This window comes from Ferribacterium limneticum, from assembly GCF_020510625.1.
Lineage (GTDB): Bacteria > Pseudomonadota > Gammaproteobacteria > Burkholderiales > Rhodocyclaceae > Azonexus > Azonexus limneticus_A.
Map to the genome: position 1 here is coordinate 3401722 of NZ_CP075191.1, position 25124 is coordinate 3426845.

Here is a 25124-nt window from a genome sequence, read left to right on the forward strand (position 1 = left end):
CGCTTGAGCCTGAAGTACAGCTACACGCTGATTGCCCCCTTTTACGACGCGGCAATCGATCGGGCGACGCGAGCGGCACGCAAACGCAGCTTGGCAGCCCTGGCGGAGACTCCGGGACGCGTGCTGCTGGCCGGTGTCGGCACTGGACTGGATTTGCCGCACCTGCCGCCGCAGCATGATTACGTTGGCCTCGACCTGAATCAGGCCATGCTGCGCCGTGCCCTGCCGCGGGTCGGCAGCGTTGAATTCGTGGCGGTTCAGGGCGATGCGCAGCGCCTGCCTTTTGCCGACGCCTCGTTCGACAGCGCCGTGCTGCATCTTATTCTGGCCGTCGTGCCGGAACCCGCTCACTGCTTTGCCGAAATTTCCCGCGTACTCAAGCCGGGTGGGCAAGTGCTGGTTTTCGACAAATTCCTGCGTCGTGGTCAGCCGGCATTGCTGCGACGAATGGCCAATCCGCTGGTGCGTCGCATCGCGACCCGACTCGATGTGGTGTTTGAGGATTTGCTCGCCGAAGCGCCCTCTTTGGCGCTGGAGCACGACCAGCCTGCCCTAGCTGGCGGTTGGTTCCGGATGATCCGGCTCAGAAAGCTCTGACGGCAACGCTTCAGGGATGGGCTCAGGCTCATCCTTGCCCAGCGCATCCTCGATCCAGGCCAGGGTCAGTGTGTAGGTCACGGCCAGCACGACCGGGCCGACGAAGATGCCGATCAGGCCAAAGCTCAGCATGCCGCCGATCACGCCGGCGAAGATCAGCAACAGCGGCAAATCCGCGCCGCGCTTGATCAGCATCGGGCGCAGGAAGTTGTCGAGGCTGCCAACGATGAGGCTCCAGACCAGCAGGAAAGTCGCCCAACCGCTATCGCCCATCCAGTACATCCAGCCCACGGCCGGCAGCAGCATCAGCATCGGCCCGATCTGGGCGATGCACAGCATCAGCATCACGGCCGAGAGCAGCGATGCAAACGGCACCCCAGCCACCGCCAGCCCAAGTCCACCAAGCACGGTCTGAACGATGGCGGTGACGCCAACCCCTAGCGCCACGCCACGAATCGCCTGCCCGGCCAGGATGATCGAGTTTTCACCCCGCTCGCCGGCCAGACGACGGCCAAAACGCCGCGCCATGCGCGCCCCTGTTTCACCGCCTGAATACAGGATGGCGGCAATGGTCACCACCAAAAGGAACTGGATCAGCATGCCACCAACACTACCGACTTGAGCGAGCACCCACTTACCAGCATCCGCGGCATAGGGCGTCACTTTGGCAACGATACCGGTCGTCCCCGCCGCATCCAGCTGCGCCCAGGCAACAGACACGCGCTCGCCGACCAAGGGCAGGGATTTGACCCACGACGGCGGTGGCGGAAGGCCATTTGCGGCGAAGGACTTGCCCGCCGCAGTCAACTGCGCGGAGTGTTCAAGAATGGTATCTACTGCCATCCACAAGGGCAGCACCAGCAGCAACAGCATGGCCAGCGACATGATCGCCACCGCCGGCGCACGTCGGCCGCCCAGGCGCAACTCCAGCGAGTTGAACAACGGCCAGGTCGCCACAACAATCATCACCGCCCACACGGTCGCTGCCAGAAACGGCAGCAGCACCCACACCGACAGGCCAATAAGCCCAAGGATGCAGAGGATGGCCAGGGTATTCCTAGCCAGGTCGCGGCGAATGTCAGTCATCAGGACCGGTAGTCTGCGTTGATCTTCACATAATCGTAGGAAAAATCGCAGGTATAGACGCTGGCTTTGGCACCACCACGCCCAAGATCGACGCGCACGGTGATTTCGGCCCGGGCCATCACACGTGCGCCGTCCTCTTCCTTGTAGGCGGCTGCACGGCCGCCCTTTTCGGCGACCAACACATCGTCGAGCCAGACCCTGACGCCATCGACATCCAGATCGGTAATGCCGGCATAACCAACGGCGGCCAGAATGCGGCCGAGATTGGGATCGGAGGCAAAGAAAGCAGTCTTGACCAGCGGCGAATGGCCGATGGCGTAGCCGACCTTGCGGCACTCTTCAATGTCCTTGCCGCCTTCGACGGCAGCGGTGATGAACTTGGTCGCACCTTCGCCATCGCGCACGATGGCCTGCGCCAGTTCGACGGAGACAGCAATGATCGCTGCCTTGACTTCAGCCCAGCCGGCATCGGTTTCAGCCGAAAAGCTGGCGCCCGACTGGCCGGTGGCGATCATCACGAAGGAATCGTTGGTCGAGGTATCACCATCGACGGTGATGCAGTTAAACGAGGCATCGGCCGCCTCTTTGACCAGCTTGTCGAGCATGACTTGGGCGATACCGGCATCGGTGGCCAGGAAGCCGAGCATGGTCGCCATGTTCGGCTTGATCATGCCGGCGCCTTTGGACACCCCGGAAATGCTGATTTTCTTGCCATTGACCGTGACTATGCGTGAAGCCGCCTTGGCAACGGTGTCGGTAGTCATGATGGCGTGAGCAGCGGCGTGCCAGTTATCCGCCTTCAGGTCGCCCTTGGCGGCCGGCAAGCCGGCTTTCAGGCGGTCGACCGGCAAGGGTTCGAGGATGACGCCCGTCGAAAATGGCAGCACCTGCTCGGCCTGGATGCCAAGCAGTTCGGCCACCGCCTCGCAGCTGGCCTGCGCCGTCTGACGGCCTGGCTCACCGGTCCCGGCATTGGCGATGCCGGTATTGATCACCAGCGCGCGGATTTCCTTGCCGCCGGCCAGGTGGTTACGGCACAACTGCACCGGAGCAGCGCAGAAGCGGTTCTGGGTAAACACGCCAGCCACTGTGCAGCCTGCGTCGAGCGCCACCAGAGTCAGATCGCGACGATTTTTCTTGCGGATTTCGGCTTCGGCAACACCGAGGCGGACACCCGCCACCGGAAACAGTTGATCGGCGGCCGGGGTAGCGTAATTGACAGGCATATGAGTATCCAGGATCGAGTTGATAAGATCGAGGCCAGCTTATGGCTGGCCTCCGGATTTTTCAAACAGCTAACAGCTAACGACGAATAACTAGCTCAGTTTTCCGTGACAGTGTTTGTATTTCTTGCCCGATCCACAAGGACAAGGATCGTTGCGGCCGACCTTAGGCCCGAGATCAGCGGCTTGCTGGCCTGCGGCTGATGCGGCTTCGCCCTCACCCAGCGCCTCATCAAAACCGGCGTGCTGATACTGGACGTTCTGCACTTCGGCACGCGGCGCGGTTTCCTCGACATCTTCCGGCGTACGAATCTGCACCGTGAAGACAACACGGGTCACTTCGCGGCGGATCAGATCCAGCAAGCCTTCAAACAGCTCGAAGGCTTCGCGCTTGTATTCCTGCTTCGGGTTCTTCTGGGCATAGCCACGCAGGTGGATGCCCTGACGCAGGTGATCCAGTGCCGCCAGATGCTCACGCCAGTGCGAGTCCAGGCTTTGCAGCATCACATTGCGCTCGAACTGATGGAAGGTACCGTCGCCCACCAGATCAATCTTGGCCTGATAGGCTTCGTCGGCTTCCTTGGTAATCCGCGCCAGGATTTCCTCGTCGGACAGGGTCGGCTCGTCCTTGAACCACTGGGCGACCGGTGCATTGATCTGCAGATCAGAAGCCAGGGCGCGTTCAAGCCCTTCCATGTCCCACTGCTCCTCGACCGATTCAGCCGGCACGTAGGTGCGGAAGGTTTCGGCGATGACGCTCTGGCGCATGGCGGTGATGGTCTCGGAAATATCGTCCGTTTCCAGCAGTTCGTTACGCTGCTGGTAGATCACCTTGCGCTGGTCGTTGGAGACGTCGTCGTATTCGAGCAACTGCTTGCGGATGTCGAAGTTGCGAGCTTCGACCTTGCGCTGCGCGGATTCCAGCGAGCGGGTAACGAGCGGATGCTCGATCGCTTCGCCTTCCGGCATTTTCAGCTTGTCCATGATGGCGCGCAGACGCTCGCCAGCAAAGATGCGCAACAACGGATCGTCCAGCGACAGGTAGAAGCGTGAGGAACCGGCATCGCCCTGACGACCGGCGCGACCGCGCAACTGATTGTCGATACGGCGGGATTCGTGACGCTCGGAACCAATGATGTGCAGGCCGCCGGAAGCCAGCACGGCATTGTGCACTTCCTGCCACTCGGCCTTCATCTCAGCCGCCTTCTGATCCCGTTCGGCCGCCGGCAGCGACTCGTCGTCGCGAATGGCGGCCAGTTGCTTTTCAATATTGCCACCGAGCACGATGTCGGTACCGCGACCGGCCATATTCGTAGCGATGGTCACCATGCCGGGACGACCAGCCTGGACGACGATCTCGGCTTCACGGGCATGCTGTTTGGCGTTCAGCACCTGATGTGCCAGCTTTTCCTTGTCGAGCAGACCGGACAGCAGCTCGGACGCCTCGATTGAGGTCGTACCGACCAGCACCGGCTGGCCGCGCTTGGCGCAATCCTTGATGTCGGCAATGATCGCCGCGTGTTTCTCGTCGGCCGTCTTGTAGACCAAGTCGTTCATGTCCTTGCGGACCATCGGCCGGTGAGTCGGAATGACGACGGTTTCCAGACCGTAGATCTGGTGGAATTCGTAGGCTTCGGTATCGGCCGTGCCGGTCATGCCGGACAGCTTGTTGTACATCCGGAAATAATTCTGGAAGGTGATCGAGGCCAGCGTCTGGTTCTCGGCCTGGATCTGCACGCCTTCCTTGGCCTCGACCGCCTGATGCAGGCCATCGGACCAGCGACGACCTGCCATCAGACGACCGGTGAATTCGTCGACGATAACTACTTCGCCGTTCTGCACGACGTAATGCTGGTCCTTGTGGAACAGCGTCATGGCGCGCAGGGCGGCATTCAGGTGATGCAACAGCGTAATGTTGGCAGCGTCGTAGAGGCTGGTGCCTTCCTTGAGCAGGCCGTGCTCGGCCAGCAGTTGCTCGGCGTGCTCGTAACCGGCTTCGGAGAGATGGACCTGATGCCCCTTCTCGTCGACCCAGTAATCGCCTTCTTCCTTCTCTTCCATCGCCCGCGTCAGGTTGGGAACGACGTCCTTCATGCGCAGATAGAGGTCGGTATGATCTTCAGCCTGACCGGAAATGATCAGCGGTGTCCGCGCTTCGTCGATCAGGATCGAGTCCACTTCGTCGACGATGGCGAAATTCAGACTGCGCTGAACCCGCTCGCCGGCCGTATAGACCATGTTGTCGCGCAGGTAATCGAAGCCGAATTCGTTATTGGTGCCGTAGGTAATGTCGGCCGCGTAGGCAGCCTGCTTGGCCTCGTGATCCATCTGGGACAGATTGACACCCACAGTCAGACCGAGGAAACGGTGCAGTCGTCCCATCCAATCCGAGTCGCGAGTCGCCAGGTAGTCATTGACCGTGATGACATGGACGCCCTTGCCGGAAATGGCATTGAGGTAGGCCGGCAGCGTGCCGACCAGCGTCTTGCCTTCTCCTGTGCGCATTTCGGCGATTTTGCCGTCGTGCAGCACCATGCCGCCGATCATCTGGACATCGAAGTGGCGCATGCCGAGGGCGCGGACGCCAGCTTCGCGAACCACCGCGAAGGCTTCAGGCAACAGGTCGTCAAGCGATTCGCCATTGGCGTGGCGCTGGCGGAACTCGTCCGTCTTGGCGCGCAAGGCTTCATCGCTCAGGGCCTGTGTGGCCGGTTCGAGCGCATTGATACGCTTGACGGTCTGGGAGTATTGCTTGATCAGCCGGTCATTGCGGCTGCCGAAAATCTTTTTGAGTAGGCCGGATATCATCGCGATGTAGTGTGGTTCCGCGGGTGGCGGCAAAGCGGCGATTCTAACACGCCCCCATGACCCTACGATGACGACCTAAATCAAGGCATCAGATATTGCATTATCGGCGCTTGACCTGCGCGAATTCGTCACCCTGCCTGAGGAAATGCGCCGGATTCTGCGCCACGCCCAGCATGCGGACTTCGAAATGCAGGTGCGACCCGGTCGAGCGTCCGGTGTTACCGACTGCACCGATGCGCTCACCGCGCTTGATCAAGGCACCGGCCTTGACATCGATACGTAACAAGTGAGCGTAGCGCGAAGTAAGGCCATCACCGTGATCGACGTCGATCAAATTGCCGTATTCAGGGTGATAACTGGCCGACAACACTACCCCATCGGCCGCGACCACCACCGGGGTACCAACCTCAGCAGAAAAATCGAGGCCCTCGTGCATAGCTCGCAAGCCGGCAATCGGGTCGGCCCGATGGCCAAAAAGCGACCCCAGCGCAGCATCCTTGACCGGCAGCGTGGTCGGCAACAGCCTGTCCTTGACCCGCTTTTCAAGCAACTTGAATTCCAGATAGACCAGATCGTCGCTGTGGCGCTCTACATCTCCGGACAAACGATCTATTTCGGCCTGCAATTCGCTACTGGACATCGGCGCCGGCACGTAAGGACCGCCTTGCCCTGGCTTGAGCGCCTCAGGCACAGACTCCCGTTTGACACCAGCCAAACCGGAAACCCGATCACCCAGAGCATCCAGTTGCAGCACCCGCCCCTGCAATTCGCCGAGGCGCGTCGCCATCAGCTGCAGATTGTTGTCGAGGTAACTCTTGGTTTTCCTGGCCTCCTGCAAATGCAGGGAAACCAGCAAGTCCTCAACCAGCGGCAGACGGAATTGCACCGACAACCAGGAAAAGAGCGCCGAGGTCGAAAAGACCAGCGCGAAGAAGACAAGCACCGTGATAACCAGATGCCGAGGCATAATGGTGATTGTCCGCGCCGCCTTCAGGTGACGCGAAACCAGAATAATCTGCACGAAACACCTCCTATGTACCAAGGGCCTGAGCACTACCTCGACAAAGACGCCGCCGCTGGCCGGGTCATGGCCCACGCACGGCTGCTGCTCAAGCTGACACGTCGCTTCGAAGCGGTTGCCCCGGCAGGGCTGCGCCACTCGGCACACGTTGCCAATTACAAGTCGGGGAGAATCATTATCCACGCCGATAACGGCGCGGTCGCCGCCAAGATTCGCCAGATGAGTCAGCGATTGAGCGACGAGTTATCTAAGGGAGGTGCGGAGTGTATCGGCATAGACGTAAAAGTTCAACCCCGCCAAATTCCTTATCAATCAACGAGTTCAACCCAGAAGCCGCTCTCTGACAAGGCTTGCGGGGCGCTACAGTCGACCGCAGAAAATCTGCCCAAAGGCCCGCTCCGGGATGCTCTGGATAATCTTTTGAAGCGCGCCGCTAGAGCGGAATAATTGCCAGGCGCTCGATGAACATCAGCGCAAAAACGAGCAGGGCGAAGACGATTCCGTATTTGAACAGGCGCCAGCTCAGGGCAAGGTAGCTGCGGTTCCCGGTAAAAGCGTAGATCAGGAATCCGGCACCAATCGTCACGACAAGAATCACTGCCAGCAGACGCAGCAGCCACATGGTGAATCAGGCCGCCTGAGCCAACCAGCGCGTGACGCCGCTTGGCGCGTGTTCCGCTTCCTCGAAGGTGGCGATTTCCCAGCAATTCTGCTGGTCGAGCAGGGCGCGGGCCAGCTGGTTGTTCAGGGCGTGGCCGCCCTTATGCGACGAATAAGACGCCAGCAGCGGATGACCGAGCAGATAGAGATCGCCGATCGCGTCGAGAATCTTGTGTTTGACGAACTCGTCGCCATAACGCAGGCCATCCTGATTGAGGACGCGGAATTCGTCGAGCACGATGGCGTTTTCCAGGCCGCCACCGAGGGCGAGGCCGTTTTCACGCAGGTATTCGACTTCCTGCATGAAACCGAAGGTGCGGGCACGGGCCACTTCACGAACGTAGGATTGCTCGGCGAAATCGATTTCGGCCTTCTGGGCCGACTTGTCGATGGCCGGATGATTGAAAACAATGGAGAATTCCAGCTTGTAGCCGTCATAGGGCTCGAATCGCGCCCACTTGTCGCCATCCTTGACTTCGATGGTCTTGGTGACGCGAATGAATTTCTTGGCGGCGTTCTGTTCCTCGATGCCTGCCGACTGGATCAGGAACACGAAGGGTGCAGCCGAACCGTCGAGGATGGGTACTTCGGGTGCATCCAGATCGACCCAGGCATTGTCGATGCCGAGACCGGCCAGGGCCGACATCAGGTGTTCGATGGTACCAACCTTCACTCCGTCCTTTTCGAGACAGGAGCACATGCGCGTATCGCCGACCATGAAAGCCTTGGCGGGAATATCCACCGGCTCCGCCAGATCGACGCGACGGAAGACGATGCCGGTATCCGGGGCAGCCGGGCGCAGGGTCATGTTGACCTTGACGCCGCCATGCAGCCCAACGCCCGAGGCGCGGATGACGGTCTTCAACGTGCGTTGCTTGAGCATGCTAAGTACTTGAATGATTGGGGAAGGTGACGGATTGTAACACAAGCCGTCACCACCCTTTTTCAGAGAGAGCTTTTGTTACATCAATCCGCCTGTTTGCGCAGGAAAGCCGGAATGTCGTAACGATCGACACCGCTGTTGGCCAGGGCCTCGACGGTGACATTGCTGCCGCCGCGCTGACCGCGACCGCGCAGCACGGCCGGTACATCCAGATGCGAATAATCCGGGGCCGAACCGAAGGCCACGGCATCGTGCGTACCCGTTGCCTGAGCCTGGACCAGCACCGGCTGGGTAAATACTTCCGGCTTGCTACGCACGGCGGCAGCCGCCTGGCCGAGGCCGGTGGCAACAACGGTCACGCGTAGGGCATCACCCATCAGTTCGTCGTACACGGCACCGAAGATGATGTGGGCATCATCGGCCGCGAAGGCCTTGACGGTGTTCATCACTTCGTTGACTTCCTTCATCTTCAGGTTGCCCTTGGCAGCGGTAATGTTCACCAGCACGCCCTTGGCACCGGACAGGTTGATGCCTTCAAGCAGCGGCGAGGCGACGGCCTGCTCGGCGGCGATGCGGGCGCGGTCGACGCCGGCAGCGGCGGCGGAGCCCATCATGGCGCGGCCCATTTCACCCATCACCGTGCGCACGTCTTCGAAGTCGACGTTGACCAGGCCCGGGTAAGTAATGATTTCGGCGATGCCGCCGACAGCATTTTTCAGCACGTCGTCGGCTGCCTTGAAGCAATCGTCGACATCGGCGTCGTCGCCCATGACTTCCATCAGCTTGTCGTTGAGGATGACGATCAGCGAATCGACATGCTTGGCGAATTCGGCGATGCCGGCTTCAGCCGACTTCATGCGCTTGCCGCCTTCAAAGCTGAACGGCTTGGTGACCACGCCAACGGTCAGGATGCCCATTTCGCGGGCGATTTCAGCGACCACCGGAGCAGCGCCCGTGCCCGTACCACCGCCCATACCGGCAGTGATGAAGGCCATGTGAGCGCCTTCCAGGGTGGCGCGAATTTCGTCGCGGTGCGCATCGGCAGCGGCCTTGCCGGCTTCCGGCTTGGCACCGGCACCGAGGCCGGTCTTGCCGAGCGACAGCTTGCTCGATGCAGCATTGCGGCCCAGAGCCTGGGCATCGGTATTGGCGGCAATGAATTCAACGCCGCTGACACCTTCGCGAATCATGTGCTCGATGGCATTGCCACCAGCGCCACCGACCCCGAACACCTTGATGATCGTACCGGTTTCTTCGTCTTTCTCGATGATCTCAAACATGACTACCTCCTCTGAAAAAACTGTTCAATGACAAATCAAAAATTCTTGGCAAACCAGGATTTCATGCCGTCGAAGACGTCCTTGAAACCCTGCTTTTCCTGGATCTTCTGGCCGCGCTTGCGCTGGGCCTGGGCTTCGAGCAGCAGGCCGAAGGCCGTCGAGAAGCGCGGGCTTTGCACGACGTCGGCCAGGCTGCCGGTGTATTTCGGGTTACCCAGGCGAACCGGCATATGGAAGATTTCCTCGCCCAGTTCGACCATGCCCGGCATGACGCTGGCACCGCCGGTCAGCACGATGCCGGAGGACAACACTTCCTCGAAGCCGGCGCGGCGCAGTTCGTTCTGGATCAGCTCGTAAAGCTCTTCAACACGCGGCTGGATGACATCGGCCAGGGCGCGACGGCTCAGCTTGCGGCTCGGACGGTCGTCAACACCGGCAACTTCCATGTTCTCGGCAGCATCGGCCAGTTGCGACAGGGCACAGCCGTACTTGCACTTGATGTCTTCGGCTTCGCGGGTCGGCGTACGCAGCGCCATGGCGATGTCGTTGGTGATCTGATCGCCGGCGATGGGAATAACCGAGGTGTGGCGAATGGCGCCCTGCGTCCAGACAGCGATGTCGGTCGTGCCGCCGCCGATGTCGATCAGGCAGACGCCGAGATCCTTCTCGTCTTCAGACAACACGGCGTAGCTGGAAGCCAGCGGCTGCAGGACCAGATCATTCACTTCCAGACCGCAGCGACGCACGCATTTGACGATGTTCTGGGCGGCCGAGACGGCGCCGGTGACGATGTGCGTTTTCACTTCAAGACGCATGCCGCTCATGCCGATCGGCTCGCGGATGCCGTCCTGGCCGTCGATGACGAATTCCTGGGTGAGGATGTGCAGGATTTCCTGATCGGCCGGGATCGGCATCGCCTTGGCGGTTTCGATGACGCGTTCGACGTCGGTCTGGGTGACTTCCTTGTCCTTGATCGCCACCATGCCGTTCGAGTTGAAGCTCTTGATATGGCTGCCGGCGATGCCGGTATAGACGTCCCTGACCTTGCAGTCGGCCATCAGCTCGACCTCCTGGACGACCCGGCTGATGGTGTGCACGGTGTCCTCGATGTTCACCACGACGCCCTTCTTCAAGCCGCGCGAATCCTGCGAGCCCACGCCAATCACGTTCAGGTTGCCTTCCTGGTTAATCTCGGCGACCAGCGCGACGATCTTCGACGTCCCGATATCCAGACCGACGACCAGATCCTTGTTGTCCCTGCTCATATGCTTACTTTCCCTTTACTTCGGCTGCGACTCTCATCGCAAAACCGTTCGGATACCGCAAATCCACGACTGCCGGCCGGACCGCCCGTTTGGCGACCGTTTCCGGATAAATTTCTATAAAGCGCTGCAGACGCACACCCACCGGCGATTTCGGCTGCTCGCGGCCGATATCCACCAGCATGCCGTTCTGCAATTTCAACTGCCAGGCCAGGCGCGGCGACAGGATGACCTGCACCGGTTTTTCGTCCACTGCCTGAAACGAACCAATAAATTCGCCGTAATGCTTGAGCACTTCCTGTGCCGTGCCCTGCGGCCCGAACAACAGCGGCAGCCCGGAGCCATCCTCGGCCGGCAGCACGGCGGCAAACACCTCGCCGTAGCTGTTGACCAGTTCGCCCCGCCCCTCGCCCCAGCGGGCCACCGGCTTGTGCTCCTCGATGCTGATTTCCAGGCGATCCGGCCACTGCCGCCGGACTTCCACCTTGCGCACCCAGGGCAGTTTTTCCAGCGCCCCGCGCACCGACTCCAGATTCAGGCTGAAGAAATTGCCCTTCAGCGCCGCCGGCAACACCTGCTCCACCTCGCCGCGCTTGGTATGGGGCAAAGCCTCGGCAAAAACCACATGCCGCACCGGCAGGGACGGCACGCGCACCAGCCAGACCGCCGCGGCGGCCAGCAACGCGGCAGCGGCGACCAGCATCAGCAGGTCGGCAAGCGCGTTCAGCAGGTGCGGTTTGTTCCACATTCATTGGCTCGTTTAGTCGTTCGCCGCGAGTTCAAGGACGCGTCGAACCAGCGTCGGGTAGTCCATGCCGTTCACCCGGGCTGCCATCGGCACCAGCGAGTGGTCGGTCATGCCCGGCGCGGTATTCACTTCCAGGAAGTAATGCTTGCCGTCCTCGTCCATCAGAAAATCGACCCGGCCCCAGCCACGGCCGCCCAGGATGCGGAAAGCTTCCAGGGCGCCCTTGCGGATTTCCATTTCCTTGGCTTCCGGCAGGCCGCAGGGGCACAGGTATTTCGTGTCGTCGCGGTTGTACTTGGCTTCGTAGTCGTACCACTCGGTGGCCGGCTCGATCTTGATGATCGGCATAGCTTGGTCGCCGATGATGCCGACCGTGTACTCGCCGCCCATCACGCCCTTTTCGGCGATAACCAGCGGATCGTGCCGGGCTGCCTCTTCGTAAGCGGCCTTCAGCGCACCGCGCTCCTTGACCTTGGTGACGCCAATCGACGAGCCTTCGCGGGCCGGTTTGACGAACAGCGGCAGGCCAAGCTCTTCCTCGATCTCGGCAAAATCGGAATCGGCGGTCAGCAGGGCGTATTCGGGAATGGCCAGGCCAGCCGCCTGCCACATCAGCTTGGTGCGGAACTTGTCCATGGCCAGCGCCGAAGCCAGCACACCGGACCCGGTATAGGGAATGTGCATCACTTCCAGCGCGCCCTGGATGGTGCCGTCTTCGCCATGGCGGCCATGCAGCGCGATGAAGGCGCGGTCGTAACCCTTCAAGTCATCCAGCGTCTGGCTGGCCGGATCGAAGGCGTGGGCGTCGATGCCCTGCCCTTGCAACGCTGCCAGCACACGCGAACCGCTGTTCAGGGAGACCTCGCGCTCAGCGGACGTGCCGCCGAAGAGGACTGCGACTTTTCCGAAACCGCTCATTTGAACTCCACCACCTTGCCCGGCACGGCACCGATCGAACCGGCGCCCATGCACAACACCACATCGCCATCACGGGCGACATCCATAATCGTTTGCGGCATGGCCGCGATATCCTCGACAAACACCGGCTCGACCTTGCCGCTCACCCGCAGGGCGCGGGCCAGCGAACGGCCGTCGGCGGCAACAATCGGTGCTTCGCCGGCGGCGTAAATCTCGGCCAGGCACAGCGCATCGACGGTGCTCAGCACCTTGACGAAGTCTTCAAAGCAGTCACGCGTCCGCGTGTAACGGTGCGGCTGGAAAGCCAGCACCAGGCGGCGCCCCGGGAAGGCGCCCCGAGCAGCGGCCAGCGTCGCTGCCATCTCGACCGGGTGATGGCCGTAGTCATCGACCAGCGTGAAGCTGCCACCGGCCGGCAGAGCCACTTCGCCGTAGCGCTGGAAGCGGCGGCCAACGCCCTTGAACTCGGCCAATGCCTTGACGATAGCGGCATCGGACACCTGCACTTCAGTCGCCACGGCAATCGCCGCCAGCGCGTTGAGCACGTTGTGCATGCCCGGCGTATTCAGTGTGATCGACAGACGCGAGGTCGTGCCATTGACGCGGACACAGTCGAAGCGCATTTGACCGTTATCGGCAACGATATTCTCGGCGTAGAAATTGCACTCGTTGGACAGTCCGTAGGTGATGATCTGCTTCGGCACACGCGGCAGGATGTCGCGGATATTGGCGTCGTCACCGCAAACCACGGCCACGCCGTAGAACGGTAGGCGATTGAGGAAATCGACGAAGGCCGACTTCAGGCGCTCGAAGTCATGGCCGTAGGTTTCCATGTGGTCGGCATCGATGTTGGTGACCACCGAAATGACCGGAGACAGGAAGAGGAAAGAGGCATCCGACTCGTCCGCTTCGGCGACCAGGAAGTCACCGCTGCCCAGACGGGCGTTGGCGCCGGCGGCATTCAGGCGGCCGCCGATGACAAAGGTCGGGTCGATGCCACCTTCGGCCAGGATGCTGGTCACGAGGCTGGTCGTCGTCGTCTTGCCATGGGTACCGGCAATGGCGATGCCGCTCTTCAGGCGCATCAGTTCGGCCAGCATCTGGGCACGCGGCACGACCGGGATTTTCTTTTCGCGGGCGGCGATCACTTCCGGGTTGTCGGCCTTGACTGCGGTCGAGATGACCACGGCATCGGCACCGGCAATGTTCTCGGCAGCGTGACCCACCGTCACTTTGACGCCCTCGCCTTCAAGCCGGCGGGTCGTTGCGCTGGCCGCCAGATCGGAGCCGGTCACGGTGAAATCGAGGTGGGCCAGCACTTCGGCAATGCCGCTCATGCCCGAACCGCCAACGCCGACGAAGTGGATGTGTTTGACCTTGTGTTTCATTTCGCCCTCGCGATAACGCGTTGGAAGTTGTTTGAATATTTCAGAGCACGAGGGCCGGCGGCATTTGCCGTACTCGCATCCCCGCAGCGCGGGGCCCCTGCTCGGTAGCTCATTTCGCCCCCTCTGCACAGATATGCGCCACTTCTTCGGCGGCATCGGGTTTGGCCAGACTGCGGGCCTTTTCGGCCATTTCCAGCAGCTGGCTACGGGAGTAATTGCGGATCAGGGAGATGGCATCCGGCGTCAGGTCGGTTTGCGGCAGCAGGAAGGCGCCGCCGGCATGGACCAGGAATTTCGCGTTGCCGGTCTGATGGTCATCAACCGCATGCGGGAAAGGCACCAGGATGCTGGCCACGCCAGCCGCTGCCAGTTCGGCAATGGTCAGCGCGCCGGCGCGGCAGATGACCAGATCGGCCCACTCGTAGGCACCCGCCATGTCTTCGATGAACGAAACACAGTGGGCCTGGACGCCGACGGCAGCGTAATTGGCCTTCAATGCCTCGATATGCTTTTCGCCCGCCTGATGGACGATCTGCGGCTGGTCGCTTTCTCCGAGCAGCGCCATGCCCTGCGGCACCATTTCATTCAGCGCCTGTGCGCCAAGGCTGCCGCCGATGACCAGGACGCGCAAGGCGCCGGTCCGCTCGGCAAAACGCTCGGCCGGCGGGGCGATGTTGGCGATTTCCGGGCGCACCGGATTACCGACCCAGTCGCCTTTCTTGAACACTTCCGGGAAGCCGGTCACGATGCGATCAGCCACACCAGCCAGCACGCGATTGGCCAGACCGGCCACCGAATTCTGTTCGTGCAGCACCAGCGGCACGCCGGTCAGCGCGGCCATCATGCCGCCCGGGAAAGTGATGTAGCCGCCCATGCCGAGCACGACATTCGGCTTGACCTGACGGATGGCCTTGAGGCCCTGCCAGAAACCGCGCAGCAGATTGACCGGCAGCAGCAGCTTGCGCAGGATGCCTTTGCCACGCAGGGCGGAGAACTTGACCCAGACCATTTCGAAACCGTGCTGCGGCACCAGTCTGGCTTCCATGCCTTCCGGATTGCCCAGCCAGACAACGCGCCAGCCGGCATCGCGCAACTTGTGGGCAACGGCCAGCGCCGGGAAGATGTGGCCACCGGTACCGCCAGCCATGACCAGGATGGTCTTGCTCATAGCTTGCCTCCGCGCATCAATTGCCGATTTTCCCAATCCACCCGCAGAAGAATCGCCAAGGCCACGCAGTTGGCCAGAATGCCCGATCCGCCGAAACTCATCAGCGGCAGGGTCAGGCCCTTGGTCGGCAGCAGGCCCATGTTGACGCCCATGTTGATGAAGGACTGGACGCCAATCCAGATACCCATGCCCATTGCCACCAGCGCCGGATAGAGGCGGTCGAGCTGGACGCACTGGCGGCCGATGGCGAAGGCGCGCTGGACGACCAATGCGAACAACGCGATCACCGCGACGACGCCGAAAAAGCCCAGTTCCTCGGCGATGACGGCGAGCAGGAAGTCGGTATGCGCTTCCGGCAGGTAGAACAGTTTCTCGACGCTGGCGCCAAGACCGACACCGAACAGTTCGCCGCGACCGAAGGCAATCAGCGAATGCGACAACTGGTAACCACGACCGAAGGCATCGGCCCACGGGTCCATGAAGCCGAACACCCGGTCGCGCCGGTAGGGCGAGACGACGATCATGATCGTGAAGGCGATCAGCAGGCCGACGATCAGCATGGCGAACAGCCGGGCCTTGAGGCCGCCAAGAAACAGGATGCCCATGGCGATCGAGATGATGACGACGAAGGCGCCGAAGTCCGGTTCTTTCAGCAACAGCATGCCGACCACGGCCATCGCCCCGAACATCGGCAGGAAGGCCTGCTTCAGGTCGTGCATCACGTTGATCTTGCGCACGGTGTAATCCGCGGCGTAAAGCACCGCGAACATCTTCATCAGCTCGGACGGCTGCAGATTGGCAAAGCCGAGTGACAGCCAGCGGCGGGCACCATTGACATCCTTGCCGAGGCCGGGAATCAGCACGATGGCAAGCAGGGCGACGCCGATCATGAACAGATAAGGCGAATATTTTTGCCACAGCGACAGCGGCACCTGGAAGGCAACGGCGGCAGCGACCAGGCCGATGCACAGGAAGATGCCCTGGCGAATCAGGTAGTAGGCCGGTTGATGGCCGGTCGACCGGCCACCCTCGGCAATCGCGATCGAAGCCGAGTAGACAAACACCATCCCGGCGAACAACAGGATCAACACGCTCCACAGCAGCGCGTAGTCGATCTCGGCCACCTGGCGGCGCGGGGAGTCGAGGGCGCCGATCATCATGCTGACAGCCCCTTCACCGCATCGATGAAAGCCTGGGCGCGGTGCGCGTAGTTGCGGTACATGTCGAGGCTGGCGCAGGCCGGCGAGAGCAGCACGCAATCGCCATATTGAGCCTGGGCGGCCAGCCAAAGAACGGCATCTTCCATATCGCCGACAATCCGGGTCGGCACGCCGCTGCCTTCGAGGGCCATGCCGATGGCAGCGGCATCGCGGCCGATCAGCGCCACGGCACGAGCGTGCTTTTCCAGCGCCGGCTTGAGCGGCGAAAAATCCTGCCCCTTACCGTCGCCGCCGAGGACGATGGCCACCTTGCGGCCCATCCCTTCGATGGCGGCCAGCGTGGCGCCGACATTGGTGCCTTTGGAGTCATCGACATAGAGCACGCCGCCGATTTCAGCCACCGTCTCGACCCGGTGCGGCAGACCGGAGAAGGTTTTCAGCGGTTCGACCAGGCGTGCCACCTGGACACCGACCGCCTCACACAGGGCCAATGCGGCCATCGCATTGGCGGCATTGTGCAAACCGGACAGCTTCAGGGCGTCAATCGCAACAATCTTTTCCTTGCCACGGCCGATGGCGCCGTCGGCATAGCCGTAATCGACACCGCGCGGCGCGGCGTTCAGGCCGAAAGTCACCATAGCTCGACCGCAGCGGCCATTGGCCATCGACCAGTCGTCGTCGCGGTTCAGGACCATGACGCCCTTGCCCTGAAAAACGCGCGACTTGGCGGCGGCGTAGTTGGCCAGGCTGCCCTCGTAACGGTCGAGGTGATCTTCCGAGATGTTGAGTACCGTGGCTGCTTCGGCATTCAGGTGGTGCGTCGTTTCGAGCTGGAAGCTGGACAGTTCGACCACCCAGACTTGCGGCAGAGTGCCGGCATCCTGCGCGTCCATCAGGGCATCGAGCGCCGACGGCGAAATGTTGCCGCAGGCGATGGCCGGCACACCGGCACCGTTGAGTAGATGGGCGGTCAGCGCCGTGGTTGTCGTCTTGCCATTGCTGCCGGTGATGGCAATGATCTGCGAGCCCGGCACTTGTTCACGCACGCCGGCAGCGAACAGTTCGATTTCCGAAATCACCGGCACCGCAAGCGCGGCAATCGCCGACGTCGCCTTGGGCACGCCCGGCGACAGCGCCACGAAATCGGCGCCAGCGAAAGCCGCTTCGGCAAAAGCCCCGGCCACCAGTTCGGCACCCGGCGCAACGCGCTGCAGCGCCTCGACATTCGGCGGATTGTCGCGCGAATCGGCGACCCGGACAACCGCGCCCTGACGATGCAGCCACTTGGCCATCGCCAGTCCGGACTCACCGAGCCCGACAACCACAACGCGTTTGCCCTTGAGTTCCATTAGCGCAGTTTCAAGGTGGAGAGCCCGACCAGCACGAGCATGATGGTGATGATCCAGAAGCGGACGACGACTTGCGTCTCCTTCCAGCCGGTTTGTTCGAAGTGGTGATGCAGCGGCGCCATGCGCAGGATGCGCCGGCCCTCGCCGAATTTTTTCTTGGTGTATTTGAACCAGCCGACCTGCAGCATCACCGACAGGGTTTCGACGACGAAGACGCCGCCCATGATCAGCAGCACGATTTCCTGACGGACGATCACGGCCACGGTGCCGAGCGCGGCACCGAGCGCCAGCGCGCCGACATCACCCATAAACACTTCGGCCGGGTAGGCGTTGAACCACAGGAAGCCGAGTCCCGCCCCGGCGATGGCACCAAGGAAGATGCACAGTTCGCCGGCGCCCGGCACGTAGGGAATCAGCAGGTACTTGGCGTAAACCGCGTGACCGGTGACGTAGGCGATCAGCGCGAAGGCGGCGGCGATCATCACGGTCGGCATGATCGCCAGGCCATCGAGGCCATCGGTCAGGTTGACCGCGTTGCTGGTGCCGACGATCACGAAGTAGGTCAGCGTGATGAAGCCGACGACGCCCAGCGGGTAAGCCATGGTCTTGAAGAAGGGAATGATCAGTTCGGTCTGGGCCGGGCTTTTGGCCGAGAAGGCGATGAAGAGCGCGGCACCGATGCCGAGCACCGACTGCCAGAAGAATTTCCAGCGACTGGCCAGGCCGTTCGGGTCGCGATAGACCACCTTCTTCCAGTCGTCGTACCAGCCGACGATGCCGTAGCCGAGCGTGACGACCAGCACCGTCCACACGTATTTATTCGACAAGTCGCCCCAGAGCAGGGTCGTGATGCCGATGGCGATCAGGATCAGGACGCCGCCCATGGTTGGCGTGCCGGATTTGACCAGGTGGGTCTGCGGGCCGTCGTTGCGCACCGCCTGGCCGATCTTCTTGGCCGCCAGCCAGCGGATGACCGCCGGGCCGGCCGCCAGCGACAGCAGCAGCGCCGTCATCGTCGCCAGCACGGCGCGCAGCGTGATGTAGTTGAAGACGTTGAAGAAGCGAACGTCCTGGGCGAGCCATTGGGCCAGTGCGAGCAGCATCAGTGTGCCTCCTCGGGAGCGACGGGTGCTGCCAGCGCATCGGCCACCCGTTCCATTTTCATGAAGCGCGAACCCTTGACCAGCACGGTGGTTTCGGGGCCCAACTCCTTTTCGACGGCGGCAATCAGCTTGTCGACGTTGCAGTAATGCTTCGCCCCTTCGCCAAAATTGCGCACCGCCAGTTGCGCTGCATCGCCGAGCGCGAACAGGCGGTCGATGCCCTGGCTCTTGGCGTAGCCGCCGATTTCATCGTGGTACTGGCCGCTGGCCTCGCCGATCTCGCCCATGTCGCCGAGCACCAGCAGCTTGCGGCCGATGGTGGCGGCCAGCACGTCAATGCCGGCCCGCACGGAATCCGGATTGGCGTTATAGGTATCGTCGAGAATCTCGGCACCGAGCTTGCCAACACGCCGTTGCAGGCGGCCCTTGACGCCCGAGAAGGCTTCCAGCCCGGCAACCACGGCGGTCATCGGGATACCGGCGGCGAGGCAGGCAGCGGCCGCTGCCACGGCATTGCGGGCGTTATGGCGACCGGGAATGGACAAGGTCAAGGAAGCACGGCCTTCCGGGGCGGCCAATTCGATGGCGATTTCCAAACCGTGCTGACGTACCTTGCCGGAGACATCTGCCGTATGGTCGATGCCAAAAGTCCGCACCGGACGCCCCTCGGCCATGCTGCGCCACAGACCGGCGTAGGCGTCGTCAGCATTGATCACGGCGACGCCATTCGCCGGCAGACCGCCGAAGATGGCTCCTTTTTCACGCGCCACTTCATCCAGATCGCCCATGCCCTCAAGGTGGGCACGTTGGGCGTTGGTGACCAGCGCCACGGTCGGCGCGCCGATCGGCGCCAGATAGGCGATTTCGCCCGGATGATTCATGCCCATTTCGATCACGGCCGCACGGTGCGAGGCACGTAGGCCAAGCAAAGTCAGCGGCAGGCCGATATCGTTGTTGAGGTTGCCCCGGGTCGACAGCACCGCCGCACCGAACGCAGCCTTGAGAATGGCAGCGACCATTTCCTTGGTCGTCGTCTTGCCATTCGAACCCGTCACGGCGATCACCGGCAGATTGAATTCCGCACGCCAGGCAGCCGCCAAACGCCCCAGGGCGAGGCGCGTGTCATCCACAATGACGGCGGAGACCCCGGCCGGCACCTTGCTCTCGTCCGCCACCAGCAGCGCTGTTGCGCCAGCGGCCAGAGCCGGCGCCAAAAAGTCGTGAGCATCGAAACGCTCGCCGGCCAATGCGACGAACAACTGCCCATCGGCGATGGCACGCGTATCGGTGGAAACGCCGTTGATCGGGACATCGGCGCCAATCAGGCGCCCCTGCACCGCCTGTGCCACTTGCGAGAGCAACCAGTTCATGCTGCCTCCTCCTGTTTGCTTTGCCGCAGGGCCAATGCCGCTCCGGCCTGTTCGACATCGGAGAAAGGCAGGCGAACGCTGCCCATATCCTGATAAGGTTCATGGCCCTTGCCGGCGAGCAGGATCACATCGCTGTCGCCAGCCTCGAGTACGGCGCGCCGGATGGCCAGCGCACGGTCAGCCTCGACTTCGGCCTGTTTCATCCCGGCAGTAATCTCGGCGATGATCGTCATTGGCGCTTCGCTGCGCGGATTGTCACTGGTGACCAGCACGCGATCAGCCAGGCGCTCGGCCAGTTCACCCATCTGCGGCCGCTTGCCCTTGTCGCGATCACCACCGCAACCAAAGACGACAGTCAGGCGGCCGCCTCGCGTGGCAGCCACGTCCCGCAAGGCGGCCAGGGCGTTTTCCAGCGCATCGGGCGTATGGGCGTAGTCGACGACGACCAGCGGCTCGCCGTTGCCACCGACCCGCTCCATGCGTCCCGGCGGCGGCGTCAGCTCGGACAGGCGGAGCGCCACATCGGCCGCGGCCAGACCGGCATCGTGCAGCACAGCCGCCACGGCCAGCAGGTTGGAAATGTTGTAACGACCGACCAGCACCGTATCCACGGTGGCCCGACCGTTCGGCAGGATCAGGCTGAAGCGCTGACCAAAGGGGGTATCGACCAGATCCTCGGCCCGCACCAGCGCCGGGAAATCGCGCCGGGCTTCGCCGATGGCATAACCAAGAACGCGCATGGCCGTCGTGTTGCGCATCAACTGAAGCCCGAATTCGTCATCCAGATTGACAATGGCAGTACGCAGGCGCGGCCAGTGGAAGAGCTTTTCCTTGGCATCGGCATAGGCTTCCATCGTGCCGTGGTAATCGAGGTGGTCGCGGGTGAAGTTGGTGAATACCGCGACATCGACCCGGGCGCCATTCATCCGGCCTTCTTCGATACCGATCGAACTGGCTTCCAGTGCACAGGCGGCGGCATTCCGGGCACGAAAATCGGCCAGATAACGCATCAGCGTCGTCGCTTCCGGCGTCGTAAAGCCGGTTTCGACCAGGGAATCCGGGAAACCCGCGCCCAGCGTACCGATGATCGCGCAGGGTTTCGGGTAGACCTGCGCGATGCACTGGCTGATCGTCGTCTTGCCATTGGTGCCGGTAATGGCGATCAGCGACAGGCCTTCGCTCGGATAAGCATAGACGGCATGAGCCAACGGCCCGGCCAGCGGACGCAGGGCATCGACCGGCAAGTTGGCAATGGCCAAGGCCGAATCCCAGGAAAAATCCGCGCTTGGCTGCCACAGCACAGCCACCGCACCACGCGCCAGCGCGTCAGCGATATAACGACGCCCATCGGCCATGTCGCCCGGATAAGCCAGGAAGAGGTCACCCGCCTGAACCTGGCGGCTGTCATCGGCAACGCCGGTAGGCTGGATGCCCATCGCATCCAGACGATCAAGCAGTTCGCGCGGCGTGCTCATGACGACACCCTTGGCGCTACGCGCCGTCCCGCCAAGCGGGAGCCTTCGCACTTGGGGCGGCCCTGCGTGCTCATAGCTTGCCCTTTCCGGCCTCGGCCGCGGCTACCTGGATCGGCGCATCCGGCGGGATGCCCAGCGTGCGCAGGGCGCCGCCCGTAATCTGCGAGAAGGCCGGACCAGCGACGTCGCCGCCGAAATGGCCGCCAGCTGTTGGCTCGTCAATCATCACCGCGACCACCAGACGCGGATCGCTGATCGGCGCGATGCCGACAAAGGAAGCCACGTACTTGCGGGCATAGACGCCGCCCTCGACCTTGTAGGCGGTACCGGTCTTGCCGCCGATGCGATAGCCCGGTACGCGCGCCTTGGGCGCGGTCCCCTCCGGCCCGGCCGCCATTTCCAGCATGGCGCGCAATTCGCGCGCCGTTTGCGGCGAGAAGATCGGCGTACCGCGCGGCGGTGCATCTTCGATCTTGGTCAGCGACAGCGGCATCAGCTCGCCCTCATGGGCAAAGACGGTATAGGCCCGCGCCATCTGCACCAGGCTGACGGCAATGCCGTGGCCATAGGACATCGTGGCCTGCTCGATCGGCCGCCAGTTCTTCCACGGCCGAAGACGGCCATTGACCTCGCCCGGGAAACCAAGATTCGGCGCCTGGCCAAAGCCGACGCTATCGAACAGATCCCACATTTCCTTCGGTGTAAAGCCAAGGGCCATCTTGGCCGTACCGACGTTCGACGATTTCTGGATCACCTGCGCCACGGTCAGTGCGCCGTGCGGGTGAGCGTCGGAAATGGTCGCCGGGCCAATGGTCATCTTGCCCGGGGCACAATTGATGATCGTATCGAAACGCACCTTGCCTTTTTCGAGGGCCAGCGCCGCCGTAAACGGCTTCATCACCGACCCCGGCTCGTAGGTATCGGTGATGGCGCGGTTGCGCAACTGAGCGCCGGACAGGCGCTCGCGATTGTTCGGGTTGTAGGTCGGCCAGTTGGCCAGGGCCAGGATTTCACCATTGCGCGCATCGATCACGATGGCGCCGCCGGCTTTGGCGCTGTGCTTCTCGACCGCCTCCTTGAGCTGGCTGTAGGCGAGGTACTGGATCTTGGAGTCGAGAGCCAGGCGAACATCCTTGCCATCCTGCGGCGGCTTGGTCGCGCCGACATCCTCGACGATGCTGCCGCGCCGATCGCGAATCACGGTGCGGCTACCCGGGCGACCGAACAGGCTGTTCTGGAAAGCTAGCTCGACGCCCTCCAGACCCTTGTCGTCAACGCCGGTAAAGCCGACGATGTGGGCCGTCATGTCGCCGGTCGGGTAGAAGCGGCGATATTCCTTTTCCTGATGAATGCCGGGAAACTTCACGGCGGCGATACGATCCGCGGTTTCCGGAGACACCTGGCGCTTTACATAGGTGAAGGTCTTGTCGGAAGCGAGCTTGCCGTCGAGCTCCCGCACATTCATGTCGAGCATTTCGGACAACTGACGCTTCTGTTGCGCATTCATTGTCCGGGCGTCACCCGGAATGGCCCAGATCGACTTCATCGGCGTCGACACTGCCAGCATGTCGCCATTGCGATCGACGATCTTGCCGCGCGAAGCAGAAATCTCGATGTCGCGGCGATAGCGGGAATCACCCTTTTCCTGCAGGAAGTCGTTGTGGATCACCTGCAGGTAGAAGCCACGCGCCACCAGGGCCAGAAACGCGGCCATCAACAACAAGCCGACCGTGCGCGAACGCCAGCCCTGCAAGGCCAATTGCAGCACCGGGCTTTCGGTAAAGCGATGTCCACGCTGGGGGCGACGACGAACAACCATCAGCGCGCCCCCTTCTTGATCGGCGCCTGCGCCTGAACCACTCGCCCGACCGCGTCCGGCGTCACCATATGCAGACGATCACGGGCAATCTTCTCGATGCGCGGATGCGTCGCCCAGGTCGACATCTCCAGCTGCAACTGGCCGTATTCCACATCAAGCTGGCGCACCCGCTCCTGCTCCGTTTCCAGGGCCTGGAAAAGCTTGCGCGCGCGGTGCTGGGAGGTCACCACACCCAACGCGCAAACCACAACGGCCAAGAGAAGGATCATGTTGAAACGGAGCATTTACAGCTTCTCGGCAATCCGCATGACGGCACTGCGCGCCCGGGGATTGGCATCGATTTCAGCGGCGGACGGCTTGATGGCCTTGCCGACCAGGCGCAGCTTGGGCTTGGGCAACTGATCGGCCCGCAAGGGCAGATTCTTGGGCAGCGCATCGGCGACTGACTGGTCACGCATGAAATTCTTGACGATGCGGTCTTCCAGCGAATGGAAGGAAATCACCACCAGTCGGCCACCCGGCTTGAGCAACTCAAGCGCTTGCGGCAGGGCTACCTCCAGCTGGCGGAGCTCTTGATTGATATGAATCCGTAAAGCTTGAAAGCTGCGCGTCGCCGGGTCCTGCCCTGGCTCACGGGTGCGCACGGTCTCGCGTACGAGGGCCGCGAACTGACCTGTTGTGACAATTGGTTGTTCGAGCCGAGCAGCCACAACCTTCTTTGCAATCTGGAAAGCAAACCGTTCTTCGCCATAGTTTCTAATGACCTCCGTTATGTCTCTTATCTCCGCACGCGCCAACCACTCGGCCGCCGTCTCGCCCTGCGTCGTATCCATACGCATGTCGAGCGGCGCGTCGTAGCGAAAACTGAAGCCGCGCTCCCCGTCGTCGATTTGCGGCGACGACACCCCTACATCAAACAAAACCCCATCGACATCGCGAACACCTGCCTCGCGCGCCGCCTCGGCCAATTCGCCGAAGGCGCGATGGACCAGCAAAAAACGGGAATCATTGATCATCGCGCCCGCCGCTATGGCTTGCGGGTCGCGGTCGACCGCCACCAGGCGGCCTTTTTCGTTCAGTTCGGAAAGAATCAGGCGGCTGTGGCCGCCGCGCCCGAAGGTGGCGTCAACGTAGGTGCCGTCGGCTTTGATCGCCAGGGCACCCACCGCCTCCTCGAGCAGCACCGTCACATGGGCGGCACCGCGGGTCACAGGACAAGGTCTCCGAAGCCCGGTGGCAGGTCGCCGGACAGCACCTCCGCCGCCAGGTCATTCTGTTGCTTCCAGCCCGCCTCGCTCCAGATCTCGAAGTGCGTCCCCATGCCGACCAGATAGACGGTCTTTTCAAACTTGGCGTACTCGCGCAACTCGGGGGCAATCAGGATACGGCCAGCGGAATCAAGCTCCTCGGTACGCGCGTTACCTACCAGCACGCGCTTGATCGGCGCTGCTTTCGGGTCAAGGCTCGATGCCTTGAGAATCTGGTCGCGAATCGGCTGCCAGGCCGGCGATGGGTATAGCAGCAGGCAACGATGCGGGTGCGCGGTCAGGACCAGCGAACCCTCACTGGCGGCGAGCAGGGCGTCACGGTGCCTTGCCGGTATGGCAAGCCGTCCCTTCGCATCCAGATTAAGTGCTGCCGCCCCTTCGAACATCCCTCGTCTCGCTCCCCGTTTACCCACTTTTCAACACGTTTACCCACTTTAGAGGAACATCTCCCCTCAGTCAATAGTGGAATCACGAATTTTTTCTTATGCAACAAGGACTTACGGATACTTTTCTCGACAATATTTGGAGAAAATTTCCG

General features: G+C 62.1%; 23 protein-coding genes. 2 read left to right on the forward strand and 21 right to left on the reverse strand.

Annotated features, from left to right (window positions below):
- Positions 1-3: 3 nt before the first annotated feature.
- Positions 4-597, forward strand: coding sequence for a class I SAM-dependent methyltransferase (locus KI617_RS16390; RefSeq protein ID WP_226448074.1), 594 nt, complete (start codon positions 4-6; stop codon positions 595-597).
- Here the strand turns inward: KI617_RS16390 and ydiK are convergent.
- From ydiK to KI617_RS16410, 4 genes are all read right to left on the reverse strand, one after another.
- A complete protein-coding gene (gene ydiK, locus KI617_RS16395; protein WP_226448076.1) occupies positions 553-1683 on the reverse strand; it encodes an AI-2E family transporter YdiK in 1131 nt (376 codons plus the stop codon). The genes KI617_RS16390 and ydiK overlap by 45 nt on opposite strands.
- Positions 1683-2909: a bifunctional glutamate N-acetyltransferase/amino-acid acetyltransferase ArgJ gene (gene argJ / locus KI617_RS16400; RefSeq protein ID WP_226448078.1), complete on the reverse strand. Its 1227-nt coding sequence runs from the start codon at positions 2907-2909 to the stop codon at positions 1683-1685. The genes ydiK and argJ overlap by 1 nt, the downstream gene beginning before the upstream one ends.
- Before the next feature lie 90 nt (positions 2910-2999).
- Positions 3000-5714 (reverse strand): preprotein translocase subunit SecA, encoded by a 2715-nt coding sequence (gene secA / locus KI617_RS16405; protein WP_226448080.1) that lies wholly within the window; start codon positions 5712-5714, stop codon positions 3000-3002.
- A gap of 100 nt (positions 5715-5814) precedes the next feature.
- Positions 5815-6735: a M23 family metallopeptidase gene (locus tag KI617_RS16410; RefSeq protein ID WP_226448082.1), complete on the reverse strand. Its 921-nt coding sequence runs from the start codon at positions 6733-6735 to the stop codon at positions 5815-5817.
- A gap of 12 nt (positions 6736-6747) precedes the next feature.
- Between KI617_RS16410 and KI617_RS16415 the strand changes: the two genes are divergently transcribed.
- Positions 6748-7182: a DciA family protein gene (locus tag KI617_RS16415; RefSeq protein WP_226448084.1), complete on the forward strand. Its 435-nt coding sequence runs from the start codon at positions 6748-6750 to the stop codon at positions 7180-7182.
- Here the strand turns inward: KI617_RS16415 and KI617_RS16420 are convergent.
- The 17 genes from KI617_RS16420 to mraZ all read right to left on the reverse strand — a co-directional run bounded on the left by KI617_RS16420 (position 7169) and on the right by mraZ (position 24972).
- On the reverse strand, positions 7169-7357 hold the full coding sequence (locus KI617_RS16420; protein WP_226448086.1) for a hypothetical protein: 189 nt from the start codon (positions 7355-7357) through the stop codon (positions 7169-7171). The two genes, KI617_RS16415 and KI617_RS16420, sit on opposite strands and share 14 nt — an antisense overlap.
- 6 nt (positions 7358-7363) lie before the next feature.
- Positions 7364-8278, reverse strand: coding sequence for a UDP-3-O-acyl-N-acetylglucosamine deacetylase (lpxC, locus tag KI617_RS16425; protein ID WP_226448088.1), 915 nt, complete (start codon positions 8276-8278; stop codon positions 7364-7366).
- An 83-nt stretch (positions 8279-8361) separates the two neighbouring features.
- Positions 8362-9558 (reverse strand): cell division protein FtsZ, encoded by a 1197-nt coding sequence (gene ftsZ, locus KI617_RS16430; RefSeq protein ID WP_226448090.1) that lies wholly within the window; start codon positions 9556-9558, stop codon positions 8362-8364.
- 35 nt (positions 9559-9593) lie between these two features.
- Positions 9594-10823, reverse strand: coding sequence for a cell division protein FtsA (ftsA, locus tag KI617_RS16435; RefSeq protein WP_226448092.1), 1230 nt, complete (start codon positions 10821-10823; stop codon positions 9594-9596).
- Between the two features lie 4 nt (positions 10824-10827).
- On the reverse strand, positions 10828-11568 hold the full coding sequence (locus KI617_RS16440) for a cell division protein FtsQ/DivIB (protein WP_226448094.1): 741 nt from the start codon (positions 11566-11568) through the stop codon (positions 10828-10830).
- 12 nt (positions 11569-11580) lie between these two features.
- Positions 11581-12486: a D-alanine--D-alanine ligase gene (locus tag KI617_RS16445; protein WP_226448096.1), complete on the reverse strand. Its 906-nt coding sequence runs from the start codon at positions 12484-12486 to the stop codon at positions 11581-11583.
- Positions 12483-13874: a UDP-N-acetylmuramate--L-alanine ligase gene (gene murC, locus KI617_RS16450; protein WP_226448098.1), complete on the reverse strand. Its 1392-nt coding sequence runs from the start codon at positions 13872-13874 to the stop codon at positions 12483-12485. Before murC ends, KI617_RS16445 begins: the two co-directional genes overlap by 4 nt.
- Before the next feature lie 109 nt (positions 13875-13983).
- Complete coding sequence (gene murG, locus KI617_RS16455) at positions 13984-15042, reverse strand: undecaprenyldiphospho-muramoylpentapeptide beta-N-acetylglucosaminyltransferase (protein WP_226448100.1); 1059 nt, start codon at positions 15040-15042, stop codon at positions 13984-13986.
- Entirely contained in the window at positions 15039-16202 is a 1164-nt protein-coding gene (ftsW, locus tag KI617_RS16460) for a putative lipid II flippase FtsW (RefSeq protein ID WP_226448102.1), read from the reverse strand. Before ftsW ends, murG begins: the two co-directional genes overlap by 4 nt.
- Complete coding sequence (murD, locus tag KI617_RS16465) at positions 16199-17551, reverse strand: UDP-N-acetylmuramoyl-L-alanine--D-glutamate ligase (RefSeq protein ID WP_226448104.1); 1353 nt, start codon at positions 17549-17551, stop codon at positions 16199-16201. Before murD ends, ftsW begins: the two co-directional genes overlap by 4 nt.
- Positions 17551-18654 (reverse strand): phospho-N-acetylmuramoyl-pentapeptide-transferase, encoded by a 1104-nt coding sequence (gene mraY, locus KI617_RS16470; protein ID WP_226448106.1) that lies wholly within the window; start codon positions 18652-18654, stop codon positions 17551-17553. Before mraY ends, murD begins: the two co-directional genes overlap by 1 nt.
- Positions 18654-20024: a UDP-N-acetylmuramoyl-tripeptide--D-alanyl-D-alanine ligase gene (locus tag KI617_RS16475; protein ID WP_226448108.1), complete on the reverse strand. Its 1371-nt coding sequence runs from the start codon at positions 20022-20024 to the stop codon at positions 18654-18656. The genes mraY and KI617_RS16475 overlap by 1 nt, the downstream gene beginning before the upstream one ends.
- Positions 20021-21499: a UDP-N-acetylmuramoyl-L-alanyl-D-glutamate--2,6-diaminopimelate ligase gene (locus KI617_RS16480; protein ID WP_226451902.1), complete on the reverse strand. Its 1479-nt coding sequence runs from the start codon at positions 21497-21499 to the stop codon at positions 20021-20023. The genes KI617_RS16475 and KI617_RS16480 overlap by 4 nt, the downstream gene beginning before the upstream one ends.
- Positions 21500-21569: 70 nt before the next feature.
- Complete coding sequence (locus tag KI617_RS16485; RefSeq protein WP_226448110.1) at positions 21570-23318, reverse strand: peptidoglycan D,D-transpeptidase FtsI family protein; 1749 nt, start codon at positions 23316-23318, stop codon at positions 21570-21572.
- Complete coding sequence (gene ftsL, locus KI617_RS16490; protein WP_226448112.1) at positions 23318-23602, reverse strand: cell division protein FtsL; 285 nt, start codon at positions 23600-23602, stop codon at positions 23318-23320. The genes KI617_RS16485 and ftsL overlap by 1 nt, the downstream gene beginning before the upstream one ends.
- Entirely contained in the window at positions 23603-24529 is a 927-nt protein-coding gene (rsmH, locus tag KI617_RS16495) for a 16S rRNA (cytosine(1402)-N(4))-methyltransferase RsmH (protein ID WP_226448113.1), read from the reverse strand.
- Positions 24526-24972 (reverse strand): division/cell wall cluster transcriptional repressor MraZ, encoded by a 447-nt coding sequence (gene mraZ / locus KI617_RS16500; RefSeq protein WP_226448115.1) that lies wholly within the window; start codon positions 24970-24972, stop codon positions 24526-24528. The genes rsmH and mraZ overlap by 4 nt, the downstream gene beginning before the upstream one ends.
- Positions 24973-25124: the final 152 nt, after the last annotated feature.

Excerpts from the sequence above, each read along its gene's own strand:
- ydiK (WP_226448076.1), bottom strand. The coding sequence starts at position 1,683 with ATGACTGACATTCGCCGCGACCTGGCTAGGAATACCCTGGCCATCCTC.
- argJ (WP_226448078.1), bottom strand. The coding sequence starts at position 2,909 with ATGCCTGTCAATTACGCTACCCCGGCCGCCGATCAACTGTTTCCGGTG.
- secA (WP_226448080.1), bottom strand. The coding sequence starts at position 5,714 with ATGATATCCGGCCTACTCAAAAAGATTTTCGGCAGCCGCAATGACCGG.
- KI617_RS16415 (WP_226448084.1), top strand. The coding sequence starts at position 6,748 with ATGTACCAAGGGCCTGAGCACTACCTCGACAAAGACGCCGCCGCTGGC.
- KI617_RS16420 (WP_226448086.1), bottom strand. The coding sequence starts at position 7,357 with ATGTGGCTGCTGCGTCTGCTGGCAGTGATTCTTGTCGTGACGATTGGT.
- lpxC (WP_226448088.1), bottom strand. The coding sequence starts at position 8,278 with ATGCTCAAGCAACGCACGTTGAAGACCGTCATCCGCGCCTCGGGCGTT.
- ftsZ (WP_226448090.1), bottom strand. The coding sequence starts at position 9,558 with ATGTTTGAGATCATCGAGAAAGACGAAGAAACCGGTACGATCATCAAG.
- ftsA (WP_226448092.1), bottom strand. The coding sequence starts at position 10,823 with ATGAGCAGGGACAACAAGGATCTGGTCGTCGGTCTGGATATCGGGACG.
- KI617_RS16440 (WP_226448094.1), bottom strand. The coding sequence starts at position 11,568 with ATGTGGAACAAACCGCACCTGCTGAACGCGCTTGCCGACCTGCTGATG.
- KI617_RS16445 (WP_226448096.1), bottom strand. The coding sequence starts at position 12,486 with ATGAGCGGTTTCGGAAAAGTCGCAGTCCTCTTCGGCGGCACGTCCGCT.
- murC (WP_226448098.1), bottom strand. The coding sequence starts at position 13,874 with ATGAAACACAAGGTCAAACACATCCACTTCGTCGGCGTTGGCGGTTCG.
- murG (WP_226448100.1), bottom strand. The coding sequence starts at position 15,042 with ATGAGCAAGACCATCCTGGTCATGGCTGGCGGTACCGGTGGCCACATC.
- ftsW (WP_226448102.1), bottom strand. The coding sequence starts at position 16,202 with ATGATGATCGGCGCCCTCGACTCCCCGCGCCGCCAGGTGGCCGAGATC.
- murD (WP_226448104.1), bottom strand. The coding sequence starts at position 17,551 with ATGGAACTCAAGGGCAAACGCGTTGTGGTTGTCGGGCTCGGTGAGTCC.
- mraY (WP_226448106.1), bottom strand. The coding sequence starts at position 18,654 with ATGCTGCTCGCACTGGCCCAATGGCTCGCCCAGGACGTTCGCTTCTTC.
- KI617_RS16475 (WP_226448108.1), bottom strand. The coding sequence starts at position 20,024 with ATGAACTGGTTGCTCTCGCAAGTGGCACAGGCGGTGCAGGGGCGCCTG.
- KI617_RS16480 (WP_226451902.1), bottom strand. The coding sequence starts at position 21,499 with ATGAGCACGCCGCGCGAACTGCTTGATCGTCTGGATGCGATGGGCATC.
- KI617_RS16485 (WP_226448110.1), bottom strand. The coding sequence starts at position 23,318 with ATGGTTGTTCGTCGTCGCCCCCAGCGTGGACATCGCTTTACCGAAAGC.
- ftsL (WP_226448112.1), bottom strand. The coding sequence starts at position 23,602 with ATGCTCCGTTTCAACATGATCCTTCTCTTGGCCGTTGTGGTTTGCGCG.
- mraZ (WP_226448115.1), bottom strand. The coding sequence starts at position 24,972 with ATGTTCGAAGGGGCGGCAGCACTTAATCTGGATGCGAAGGGACGGCTT.